At 74.1% G+C, this 11,894-nt stretch carries 8 protein-coding genes; all 8 read right to left on the bottom strand.

What is annotated here, in order from left to right:
• Positions 1-786: 786 nt before the first annotated feature.
• Positions 787-1,731: a D-alanine--D-alanine ligase family protein gene (locus JN535_RS00315; RefSeq protein WP_205202816.1), complete on the bottom strand. Its 945-nt coding sequence runs from the start codon at positions 1,729-1,731 to the stop codon at positions 787-789.
• A 179-nt stretch (positions 1,732-1,910) separates the two neighbouring features.
• The gene (locus JN535_RS00310) at positions 1,911-3,263 is read right to left on the bottom strand and encodes an aminotransferase-like domain-containing protein (protein WP_205200978.1); all 1,353 of its coding nucleotides are present in this window, start codon (positions 3,261-3,263) and stop codon (positions 1,911-1,913) included.
• Positions 3,264-3,341: 78 nt separating this feature from the next.
• Positions 3,342-3,674 carry a thioredoxin gene (gene trxA / locus JN535_RS00305; RefSeq protein WP_205200976.1) on the bottom strand — a complete coding sequence of 111 codons (333 nt, stop codon included), beginning with the start codon at positions 3,672-3,674 and terminating at the stop codon, positions 3,342-3,344.
• A gap of 43 nt (positions 3,675-3,717) precedes the next feature.
• Entirely contained in the window at positions 3,718-4,746 is a 1,029-nt protein-coding gene (trxB, locus tag JN535_RS00300; protein ID WP_205200974.1) for a thioredoxin-disulfide reductase, read from the bottom strand.
• Between the two features lie 213 nt (positions 4,747-4,959).
• Complete coding sequence (locus JN535_RS00295) at positions 4,960-6,825, bottom strand: protein kinase family protein (protein WP_205200973.1); 1,866 nt, start codon at positions 6,823-6,825, stop codon at positions 4,960-4,962.
• Between the two features lie 97 nt (positions 6,826-6,922).
• Entirely contained in the window at positions 6,923-8,839 is a 1,917-nt protein-coding gene (gene murJ, locus JN535_RS00290; RefSeq protein WP_307868001.1) for a murein biosynthesis integral membrane protein MurJ, read from the bottom strand.
• Complete coding sequence (locus JN535_RS00285; RefSeq protein WP_205200971.1) at positions 8,836-11,109, bottom strand: DUF6049 family protein; 2,274 nt, start codon at positions 11,107-11,109, stop codon at positions 8,836-8,838. Before JN535_RS00285 ends, murJ begins: the two co-directional genes overlap by 4 nt.
• A complete protein-coding gene (locus JN535_RS00280; protein WP_205200970.1) occupies positions 11,106-11,825 on the bottom strand; it encodes an NUDIX hydrolase in 720 nt (239 codons plus the stop codon). The genes JN535_RS00285 and JN535_RS00280 overlap by 4 nt, the downstream gene beginning before the upstream one ends.
• Positions 11,826-11,894 lie beyond the last annotated feature (69 nt).

Below are 11,894 nucleotides of genomic sequence, written 5' to 3'. Positions count from 1 at the left end.
GGCGAGGCTTCCCGACGGTGCCGACACCGCACGATCGGGTCCCTCACGGGATCGTCATGACCTCCGAGGAGCGCGGGGCGCTCTCATGCGGTCATCTCCGTTGTCGCCGGTCCACCGGACGAGCAGCGGGATCACCGGCCGGGTCGTGGGCTCGAGCGGTGCACGGTCGACGCCAGCCCCACGAGTACCCGGCAGGTGTCATACCCCGTCCGTCGGCCGAAGTTGCCTGAGGTGACGTGCGGCACCGGGCGGGGTGGGAGACGGACGACCGTCGGGCTCGCTCGCGTGTGGACCGAGAGCCGACGGGAGAGTCAGGACGAGCTGACGAGCCGGCCCCGGAGGACGGGTCCGCGGAACGGACCGACGGGAGCGCGAGCCATGATCGCTCGGTGTGGGACCCGGACGTCGGCGGGGAGTTCCTCTCGGCCGTCAGGGGCGGCACCCAAACACTCTCCCACAGAGAGGACACAGAAAGGATCGGGCGTCGCTGGTCCTTCCGTCAGGTCCCCGGGTGAAGGGCCTTAGGGTCAGATCCGATCTCCGTGGGGAGCCAGTTCGAGTACCACCAGACACGGCGCGACCAAGCGAGCAAAGACCAGCGAGCCAAGACCAGGCGAACTCAGACCAGGCGAACTCAGACCAGACGAACTCAGACCAGGCGAACTCAGACCAGGGCAGGCAAGCGCCGCGGCGAAGGGCGAGGACTGCCGACCGGTCGAGCGACCGTCAGCGCGACGTTCCACGTGAAACAGGGGACCGACGGCGCGTCCGTCGGACCGATGCCGGTCAGTGGCGCACGTGGGCGTTCACGAGCGAACGGTAGAGACGACCGAGGTCGAGCCCGGCGGCGCGCGCTGCCTGGGGGAGGAGGGAGGTCTCGGTCATGCCGGGCGCGACGTTGACCTCGAGGAACTGCACGACGCCGTCCTGGTCGAGGATCACGTCGGTACGCGACAGGTCGCGCAGCCCGAGGGCGACGTGCGCCCGAACGGCCACCTCGCGGACGATGCGGAGCACGTCGTCGTCCAGGCGAGCCGGGGCGAAGTACTCGGTCCGACCGGGGTTGTAGCGCGCGTCGAAGTCGTACGGCCCGGTCGTGACGATCTCGACAGGCGGCAGCGCCTCGGGCCCCTGGCCGAGGTCGACGACGCTGACCGCGAGCTCCACGCCACGCACGGCGCGCTCGATGAGCGCGACGTCCCCGTACGCGAAGCAGTCGACCATGGCGCGTGGAAGCTGGTCGGCACGTTCGACGAGGGTCACGCCCAGTGCCGAACCGCCATGGGTCGGCTTGACGACCAGGGGGAGCCCCAGGCGTGCGACCACGGCGTCCAGGACGGGCTGGGCGCCGAGCTCTCGGAACAGGCTCTGCGGGAGGGTCACGTACTCGGGCGTGCACAGACCCGCGCCGAGCACGACGCTCTTCGCGACGGGCTTGCTCCAGGCCGCCCGGCTCTCCCGCGGCCCGGTGCCGACATAGGGGACCCCGACGAGCTCGAGCACGTCACGGATCGAGCCGTCCTCGCCGCTCGCGCCGTGCAGGAGCGGCCACACGACGTCCGGGCGGGTCGCGGCGAGGAAGGGAAGGAGATCGGCGTCGACGTCGTGGACCGTCACGTCGAGGTCGGCGGCGCGCAAGCTCTCGGCGACGCGGCGCCCTGACCGCAGCGAGACGTCGCGCTCGTGGGAGAGCCCGCCGGCGAGGATCGCGACGTGCCCGCCCGGGGGCACGTCGTCGTCGGGCCGGAGGAGGTGAAGGTGCTGGTCAGGGCGCTGCGTCTCGCTCGGGGCGGCGGTGGCAGCCTCGCCCGCGGCCGTCGGGGTACCCGTGGTCGTGTCCACTGTTGACGGACTCCTGTTCGGTGCCGGCGTCGCCCGGTGAGGGCCGCTCGGCGTCGTGGTGAGGTGCTTCAGGCCAGGTTGGGCGAGGGGTTCTCGACGTCCGTGACGTCGGGGTCGAGCTCGGCGTTCGTCCCGAAGATCTCGACCAGCTCCTGCTCGGCGTTGACGACCCCGGCGAGGCGACGGACTCCCTCACGGATCCGCTCGGGGGTCGGGAAGCAGTAGGACAGGCGCACGTGGCTCGAGCCGGTGCCGTCCGCGTAGAAGGCGGTGCCCGGCACGTAGGCCACGCGCGCCGTGACGGCGCGCGGGAGCATGGACCGTGCGTCGAGGCCCTCGGGGAGCTGGACCCACGTGTAGAAGCCGCCGTCGGGCACCGTCCAGCGGGCCGAGGGGAGGTGCTCGGAGAGAGCGCCGATCATGGCGTCCCGGCGTTCCCGGTAGAGCTCGCGGAACTGCTTGATCTGACCCTTCCAGTCGCACGTGTCGAGGTAGGCGGCGATGGCGAGCTGCGAGGCGTTCGATGGGCAGAGGATCGCCGACTCGCTCGCGAGGACGAGCTTCTCGCGGACCGCGTGGGGTGCGACGACCCAGCCGACGCGGTATCCCGGGGCGAAGGTCTTGGAGAACGACCCGAGGTACAGGACGCCGTCCTCGTCGAGCGAGCGGAGGGCGGGGAGCGTCTGCCCGTCGAAGCCCAGGAGGCCATAGGGGTTGTCCTCGATGACCAGGACGCCGTAGCGCTGCGCGATCTCCAGGATGCGCGGGCGACGCTCTGCGGTGAGGGTCACCCCGGCCGGGTTGTGGAAGTTCGGCACGGTGTAGAGCAGCTTGACGCGGCGACCGTCCGCCGCGAGGCGGGCGAGCGTCTCCTCGAGGGCCTCGGGGACGAGGCCGTGCTCGTCGAGCGGCACGTGCACGACGTCGGCCTGGTACGAGCGGAAGACGCCGAGGGCACCCACGTAGCTCGGCGCTTCGGCCACGACGACGTCGCCGGGGTCGACGAAGATCCGGGTCACGAGATCGAGCGCCTGCTGCGACCCCGTCGTGACCACGACGTCGTCGGGGTGACACTCGATGCCCTCGAGCCGGACCACGTCCAGGATCCGCTCGCGGAGCGTCTCGTCGCCCTGCCCGGAGCCGTACTGGAGCGCAGTCGCCCCGCGTGTCGCGACGAGACGCTGCATGGTGTCGGCGATCTGGTCGAGCGGGAGTCCTTCGAGGTACGGCATACCGCCGGCGAGCGACACGACCTCGGGCCGGTTCGCCACCGCGAACAGCGCCCGGATCTCCGACGCTCGCATCCCGTGCGCTCGCTCTGCGTAGGCACCGAACCACGGGTCGAGGCGGGTGCCGCTGGGAGCGGGCTGCTGCGGGGGAGTCGTCGGTCCAGTCACGACCCCCAGTGTCGCACGGGGCATCGGGGGATCCCGTGAAGACGCCGGAGGGCGGACCGCGGTGCTCGCGGTCCGCCCTCCGGCGGGGTGCTCGGGTGCGGCTCAGACGGTCGTGGCGAGCACGGCGTCGATCTCCTCGGTGAGCGCCCGCTTGGGACGCGCACCGATGATCGACTTCTGGAGCTCGCCGCCCACGTAGACGTTCAGCGTGGGGATCGACACGATGCCGTAGGCGCCGGTCGTCTCGGGGTTCGCGTCGGTGTCGAGCTTGGCGATCTTGATCTTGCCGTCGTACTCCTCGGCGAGCTCCTCGAGGATCGGCGCGACCTGGCGGCACGGGCCGCACCACGTCGCCCAGAAGTCGACGAGGACGGGGACCTCGGACTCGAGGACCTCGGCACGGAAGGTGTCGTCGGTGACCGGAACGGTCGGCATGGTGGCCTCCTGCGGTAGGACTCGGTGGACGGGGGACGCTGGTTCAGGCCTGGAGCTCGGCGAGCGCCTCGGGCAGCTCGTCGGGGTTCAGCGTCTGCGGGGTGCCGGCGAGGTCCTCCAGGCCGGCGGCGTCGGCGAGCTCGGTGAGGTAGCGCTGCGCGTCGAGCGCGGCGGCGCACCCCGAGCCGGCCGCCGTGATGGCCTGGCGGTAGGTGTGGTCGACGGCGTCGCCGCACGCGAACACGCCCTCGAGGTTGGTCGCGGTGGTGCGCCCGACGACCTGGATGTAGCCCTCCTCGTCCAGGTCGATCTGACCCTTGACGAGCTCGGTGCGGGGCTCGTGACCGATGGCCACGAACAGGCCGGTCGCGGGGAGCTCGCGCTCCTCGCCGGTCACGGTGTCGCGCAGCGTGAGCCCCTCGACCTTGTTCTCGCCGCCGATGCCGGCGACCTCGCTGTTCCAGGCGAACTCGATCTTCGGGTCGTTGAGCGCGCGGTCCGCCATGATCTTCGACGCGCGCAGCTCGTCGCGGCGGTGGACCAGCGTGACCTTCTCGGCGAACCGGGTCAGGAACGTCGCCTCCTCCATCGCGGAGTCGCCCCCGCCGACGACGGCGATGTGCTGGTCGCGGAAGAAGAACCCGTCGCACGTCGCGCACCAGGACACCCCGCGCCCGGACAGGCGCTTCTCGTCGTCCAGTCCGAGCTCGCGGTAGGCGGACCCGGTCGCGAGGATGACGGCGCGGGCGCGGTAGGTGTCGCCGTTGCCCGTCACGACGGTCTTGACCGGCCCCTCGAGGTCGAGCAGCGTGGCGTCGTCCCACTCGATGCGCGCGCCGAACCGCTCGGCCTGCTTCCGCATGTTCTCCATGAGGTCGGGGCCCATGATCCCGTCGGGGAAGCCGGGGAAGTTCTCGACGTCCGTCGTGTTCATCAGCGCACCGCCGGCGGTGACGGAGCCCGCGAGCACGAGCGGGGCCAGGCCCGCGCGCGCCGCGTAGATCGCCGCGGTGTACCCCGCGGGACCGGACCCGACGACGATCAGGTTCTGGACGGCTGACTGCTCGGTCACGTGCTCTCCTCGATGCTCGGTGCGTGGCGGCCGACCACGCGAGAGTGTGAACGCCGCCGGGGCGGCTTCTGTTCCACGGTACGGGTGTCGGGCACGCTACGCCGGACCCGAGGCCGGGCGCGTCCGCCGTCCGTGCGGCCGCTCCCGGGGCGCCGCGTCACGCAAGCTCACCGCACACGGAGAGGGCCGTCGCGCACGACGGCCCTCTCCGTGTCACGAGATGAGGATCTCGTTGATCTCCGCGCGGAACTCGCCGGCCGGGTTCTGCGGGAGCTCGGTGAACCACAGCACGATCGACTCCGCCTCGACCGGCTGGTCGAACGTGAACTCCGCACCGGGGGCCAGCGGCCCCGACGCGAGCACGGTGCCCTCGGTGGGAGTGTCCGGGCTGGTCGCCCGGATCTCGACGTGGCCGCCGTTCGCCGCGGTGTCGATGACGACCGTCGAGACGGGCGCCTTCTGCTCGAGCGTGACCGCGAACCCGATCCCGGAGCGCAGACCGGCGAAGTCCGCCGCGTTGTACCGGCGCGAGATCCAGGTCGTGTCCGGCTGCTGGTCGTAGGCGAGCGGCGCCAGCTCGGGGTGCTCGCCGTCGTTGTTGCCCGAGGCGTCGCCCTCGGGGTCCAGGGCCTGGCCCGAGGCGATCACGGGGCGGACCTCCGGGGCCGGAGGAGCCTGCTCGCCGTCCGCTGTGCCCTCTCCGCCCTCGGCCGGAGCCTGCGACCCCTCACCCGTCGGTTCCTCGCTCGTCTGGAGCGCGGGTCCGAACCCGTCGAACGCGGTGTTCACCGCCCACACGACCCCCCACACCACGAGGCCGAGGACGAGCACGAGGACGATCGGGGTGGCGTTGAACCGGCGCGGCCCGCGCCGGCTCGGCGCGGGTTCGCTCCAAGCCTGCGGCGCCTCCGTGGTCGGGGGCACGGGAGGCGGTGCGGCCGCGTACTGCAAGGGCGCGGTCCCGGCGTCGTAGCCCGCGGGGGGCGGCGGGACCGCGTATCCCGCGGTCGCCGCGTCCGGCGCGGGTGGCGGGACTGCTGCCGTGGCGCCCGTGGCGGCCCCGGCGGCGTACGCCCCGCCCGGACCGGCGGAGCCCGGCACGTCTCCCACGCGGTGGATGCGTCCTGTCGTCGGGCGCCGCACCGGCGGTGCGGGCGGCGGCGTCCCCGGGGGCGCGCTCGTCGCACCGTCGAACGCCGTGCGGACGGACTGGCGGCTCACGCCCGCGGTCGCGGGCTGCACGAACGACGGGAGCGCCGCGACGACCGAGACCTCGCCCCACGGCTCGACCGCGCCGACGACGTCGGCGGGGGAGCGGGGCGCGTCACCCGCGGGCGGCGCCGTCCACTCCTCGACCGTGCCGTGGGTGCCGGCGAAGGCCTGCGCGCACAGCGCGTCCAGCTCCGCGGGCACGTCCGGGCGGACGGCGGAGAGCGGGAGGACCCCGTCGGCCGCACGCTGCGCGGGGAGGGGGTGGATGGCCTCCGGGGCGATCCACGGGACGTCCAGGGACGGCCCGGCCCAGCGCGCCGTCATCGCGTAGTAGAGGAGTGCGACGAGGCCGACGGCGTCGGCGCGCGACGTCAGGTCGGCGTCGTGCTGGTCGTGACCCGCCACGCCGGCGTCCAGCCCGAGGCCCGTGACGAGGACCCGGCTCCCGTCGACGCGGAGCGCGTCGGGCCGCAGCGCGAGGTGGTGGACGCCGCGGCGCCGGGCGACCTCCAGCGCGGCCGCGGCCTCGCCGACGATCGCACGCGCCTGCTGCGGGTCGACGATGCCGCCCGCGACGACCTCGCTCAGCGTGATGCCCGTGTAGCGCTCGGTGACGACGTACGCGACGCCGTCCTCCGCCCCGACGTCGAGCACGCGGGTGAGGCGCGGGTCGACGACGAGCGCGGCGCGCCGGGCGGAGTCGAGGGCGTCGGCGACGTGCGCGCCGGAGACCAGCGAGACCCGGACCGGTCGGTCGAGGATCTGGTCGTGCGCCGACCATGCCGTGACGTCCGACAGGTCGGACGCGAGCTGCTCGTCGAGCCGGTAGCGCGCGACGAGCAGTGTTCCTGGGGCCACGCCGTTCACCGGACCTCCTCCGTGGGACTCGTGGTCGACACACCATGGTACGCGGGCCCCGAATGCCCTCGTATCGCCCGATCTGCGCCCGGAGCGCGGGCGTCGGTCACCGCCGCACGAGCCGTCGGACCCGGCCCACGACCGGACCGGCGAGCTGGTCCAGCTCGCGCACGCGCATGAGCTTGAGCCCGCCCGCGTACACGAGCGTCATCACCGCTCCGGCGACGGCCACCACGACGACGGCCTGCCACCACGACAGCCCGTAGATGCCGTCCGGGCGGTCGCCGGTGACGACGACGAACCCGCGCAGGACGCCCCATCCCGCGACCCCGCTGACGAGCGCCGCAAGGCCGGCCTTGACGTGGAGCCGCAGGATCCGTGCGCCGTCGAGCCCGCGGAGCGTGCGTCGCAGCCCGACGGTGCGCAGCGCGACGGCCACGAGGTTGGAGACGCTCATCGCGAGGCCGATGCCGACGACCCAGAGCTGGGGTGCCAGCACCTGCGTCGCCAGCCAGGACACGCCGACGAGCACGAGCGTGCCCGGCACCTGGATCCAGAAGACGGTCCGGCCGTCCTCGAACGCGTAGTAGACCCACTTCATGAGCACCATGCCGCCCAGGGGGACGAGCCCGAGCGCCATCGCCCGCAGCACCTCGGAGACCGCCTCGCCGGACGCGGCGTCGACGGAGGGGACGAGCAGCTTGGTGATCGGCAGGGCGAGGACGACCAGCACGACGGTCGCGAAGACCGTGAAGACCCCGACGGTGCGCACGCCGCGCGAGAGGTCGTGCCGGACGCGCGCGAGGTCGCCCGCGTGCGCCGCGGCGCTCATGCCCGTGAAGAGCGCCGTCGCGATCGAGACGGTCACGAGCGAGTGGGGCAGGAGGTAGATCATGAGCGCCTGCGTGTAGGCGGCGTTGCCGGCCACCGCGAGAGCTCCCGAGAACGCGTCGGGCGCGCCCGTGATCAGCCCGGTGACCGCGCCGAGCGTCCCGGGGTCGTCACGGTAGGGCCCGAACGTCTGCGCGAGCGCCGCGCGGGGCGCCTCGCTCGCGAAGCGCGTGGTGAACAGGACCCCGACCTGCTCGAGGAGGACGGCGGCGAACGTCCACAACGCCACCTGGCCCGCGGACCGCAGCCCGATGCCGTGCAGGCCGAACCGCAGGTGCCAGCGGAAGCCGGCCCGCCACAGCGGGACGACGAGGATGAGCGCCTGGGCCGCGACCCCGAGCGTCGCGGTGCCGGCCAGCAGCGCGATCTTGGGCCCGTCCCACTGCGTGAGGTCGTCGACGTTGCCCGTGGCCGCGGGACCGTAGATCGCGATGAACGCCGCGAACCCGACGATCGACACGACGTTGTTGAGCACCGGTGCCCACATGAACGGACCGAACTGGCCACGCGCGTTGAGCACCTGCCCGAGCAGCGTGTACAGCCCGTAGAAGAAGAGCTGCGGCGTGCACCAGAAGGCGAAGGCGACGGCGAGCGACGTCTGCGGTGCCGTCCAGCCGGGCCCGGTGTAGAGCGCGACGAGGATGCTCGACCCCGCCGTGAGCAGCGCCGAGAGCGCCACGAGCACGACGCCGGAGAGCGTGAGCAGCTTGTCGAGCCGCTCCTGGGTGTTGCGCGCACGGTAGGCGCGGACGATCTGCGGGACGAGGACGGCGTTGAGGACGCCGCCCGCGAGGATCGCGAAGAGGACGTTGGGGATCTTGTTCGCGACGTCGAAGGCGTCCGCGACCAGGCCGGTGGTCCCGATCGCGGCCACGAGGAGGACGTTGCGGACGAGCCCGAGGCCGCGCGAGACGAACGTGCCCGACGCCATGAGCGCGGACGAGCGGCCGAGCCCGCCCGTCCGCGCAGCGGGCGCCGCGGTGGCCCCGGCCTCCGCCGTCTCGTCCGGGGTGCCCGACGCCGCCGGGTCGCCCGGGAGCGCCCCGGACGGGACGACGTCGCGCGTCGTGCCGGGCCGCGTGCCGCGCCCGGCGCCCGGGGGCCGGACGTGCCGGGGCTGGTCCGGGCTCACTCGACGCGCTCCTCGTCCCGACGAGCCTGCGGATCGCCGGGTTCGCCGGCCGGGGTCGTCGCGGCCGGGACGTGGTCGGCGGGGGCCGGCTGGTCCACCGTGGCGCCCGCCAGACGGCGGGGCGAGCGGCCGCGACGCACCGTGCGCCAGATCCCGGCCACCAGGGCGAGGGCGAGGAGCACCGCCACGACCACGGTGCCCACCGACTCCCAGTCGGCGCGCACGCGCACGACGAACTCCTGCGGCTCCGCGACACGGACCTGGGGCTGCGCGGCACTGACGAGCTCGACCTCGACCGTGACGTTCCCGCTCCCGAACCCCTCGACGGGCACCCCGACGCTCGTCTCGGTCGGTACCAGGTCGCCGTCGGCGTCCCGGGTGGCGGCCGGGATCGTCACGGTCCGCCGCTCCGGTGCGCGCAGCCGCGGGTCGTCCGGGCGCAGGACCACCTGGACGGTCGCGTCCTGCTCCAGGGTGCTGCGCACCCGCACGGGGAGGTCCTCCTCCTCGGCCACGAAGAGGAACGGGGCGCGCGTCTCGACCGAGAGGGCGCCCCGGACGGCGGCGGACCGCTGCTCGGCGTGCTGGACCGCGAGCACACGCGACGGTTGCGCGGTGCGGAACGCGACGGCGGTGGGGGTGACGAAGTCGGGCTCGAGCGGCCGCGTGATCGTCGCGGGGTCGGAGGCGACGGTCGCGAACGCCGCGAGGTCCGTGCGCGACCGGTCGAGAGCCCGGAGCTGGGCGACGGTGATCTCGCCTTCGCCGATGCTGTCGTCCGGCAGCGTCGTGCGATCGACGGCGGGCGGCGCGGAGGCCAGGAGGTCGTCCACCGGGGTCAGGTCGACCCAGGGAGCCGCGCGGAGGGCGTCGAGCCGTGCGCTGAAGAGCGTCGGCTCGGCCTCCCAGCTCCGAGGCAGGGCGACGACGACGTGGCGCTGCTCGGCGGGGCGCTCGCGGGCGATCACGGCGGTCTCGGCGAGGATCCGCTGCGTCGCCGTGACGCCCGAGCCGTCGCCAGCGGACAGGAGGGCCGTGAGCACCGAGTCCGCGACGAGCGCCTTCACGGGTCCGGCGGCCGTCGCGACCTCGGCGACGCCGGACGGCGTGTAGGTCAGCGACTCGTCCGGGACGAGCCCGCCGGGACCGACGACGGTGGCGGTCGCGCCCGACGCCGCGGCGAGCGTCGTCGTGGACAGGTCGGGGACGGCGTCTCCCGGCCAGGCGAGGTCGGTCCGCCACCCGGCCGTGAGGTCGGCCGCGGTACCGGTGCCGTCGCCCGTCTCGTCCGTCGTGGCAGCGTCGTCGGACGACGCGTCCTCGGTCGTCGGGTCGGCTGCGGCAGGCAGCGGCGTCCCCTCCGGCAGCGCGAGACCGGCGTGCGCGAACGCCGCGACGTCCGGGTCGTAGGCGCGCAGCGCGAACGTCGACCGAGCCGCGGCACCGTCGCTCACGGCGTCGGCCCAGGCGTTCACCGCCGGGTCGCCGGCTCCCGCCGCCGCGGCGAGCAGTGCCGGGTCCGCGACCCACCCGACCTCCGGCGCATCACCGGTCGCCGCGAGCAGGCGCCCGAGGCGACCGTCCGTCGCCACCGCGGCCGAGAGCGCGTCGTCGTACGCCTGGGGGTCGGGGTCCACCGGTGGGCCGGTCATCGCGGCGACCACGCTCAGGCGCAGCGGGGTCACCTCGCCCGACGGCTCCCACAGGACGAAGGTGCGTTGCACGGCCTGGCGCACGCCGGCGTCGGACACCGTGAGGGAGATGCCGCGCGGGCCCCAGTCGCTGCCCGCGTTCAGGTTGAGCTCCGCGACCGGGACGGTGAGCGTGACGTCGGCGCTCGCGCCGGGCGCGAGCGGCGCCCCGAGCTCCTGGGTGGTCACGCCGACACCGACGCGGCCGTCGGTCCCGGTCGTCGTCCAGCTCTCGAGCGCCGAGCGCGTGCCCAGCGCGCGCCGCTCGATGCCGAGCGACACCGTGGGCGACGCGAGCGTCTCCGTCGTCCCGTTGGTGACGCGCGCCGCCACGGTCAGGGTGTCGCCCGGTCCGAGCACGGTGGGCTGCAACGACGACACCTCGAGCGTCACCGCGTCCTCGGCCTGGGGCGTGGTGTCCGCCGTCGCGCTCGCGGCCGTGAGGGTTCCCCCGAGCACCGCGCCGACGGTCAGGACCAGCAGGATGACGGAGGCGACGAGGAACCGAGCGGACCGGCCGAGGAGCGGGGCCGGCACGGCACCGCGGGGGCGCGCGCCGGTGCTGGGGGAGGGCGTCATGAGTGGTCGGTCGAGCTCCGTGGGGCGGGCGGTGCCGGGCCGCCGCGGCCGTCGTGCGGACGGCCGGGCGAGCGGACGATCGTCCGGGTCACCCTACTCTCGACCACCCCGTGGAACCGTGCCGGCCTGCCCTCGAGCACGCTCTGCGCGACGGCGGCGATGCGGCGCTCGTTGGGGTAGGCGAGCCGGTCGGGCAGGTCCGCCACGGGGATCCACGCGACGTCCTCGGCCTCACCGTCCGGGTCGCCCTCGACCGTGAGGTAGCCCCCCGTCGCACGCAGGAGGAAGTGGTGGACGACCTTGTGCACCCGGCGGTCGTCGCCGGTGAACCAGTAGTCGATGACGCCGAGCGGCTCCTGCACCGCCCCCTCGATGCCGGTCTCCTCCGCGATCTCGCGGACGGCCGCCTGCTCAGGGGTCTCGTCCCCCTCGAGGTGGCCCTTGGGCAGGCACCACTCGAGGCGACCTCCCCGGTTGCGCCGCGCGATGATCGCCGCGGACGGGGCGCCACCCGCGATCGTGACGACGAGGCCGCCGGCCGAGACCTCGTCGACCACGGGCAGCGGCGGCGGCGCGGGGGCAGGGCGCGAGCGTGGGTCGATGCGCAGCGCGTGCCCGCCGGGCGGGGCGGGGACCGGGAGTGGCTGCCCGCGACCGCTGCCACGCCCGCCCGCCGGATCCCTCCGGGGCTCGTCGGCGTGCGCGGGGGTGGACATGTCCCAACTTTACCGAGTGGACGTCGGCTCCCCGGGACCGGCTCCCCGGTGCGGGCGTCGCATCTGGCA

Source organism: Cellulosimicrobium cellulans (assembly GCF_016921195.1).
In the GTDB taxonomy this organism is placed as follows: Bacteria; Actinomycetota; Actinomycetes; order Actinomycetales; family Cellulomonadaceae; genus Cellulosimicrobium; species Cellulosimicrobium cellulans_F.
This window is presented reverse-complemented; position numbering and strand designations above follow the sequence as displayed.

Excerpts from the sequence above, each read along its gene's own strand:
- JN535_RS00310 (WP_205200978.1), bottom strand. The coding sequence starts at position 3,263 with ATGCCCCGTGCGACACTGGGGGTCGTGACTGGACCGACGACTCCCCCG.
- trxA (WP_205200976.1), bottom strand. The coding sequence starts at position 3,674 with ATGCCGACCGTTCCGGTCACCGACGACACCTTCCGTGCCGAGGTCCTC.
- JN535_RS00285 (WP_205200971.1), bottom strand. The coding sequence starts at position 11,109 with ATGACGCCCTCCCCCAGCACCGGCGCGCGCCCCCGCGGTGCCGTGCCG.
- JN535_RS00280 (WP_205200970.1), bottom strand. The coding sequence starts at position 11,825 with ATGTCCACCCCCGCGCACGCCGACGAGCCCCGGAGGGATCCGGCGGGC.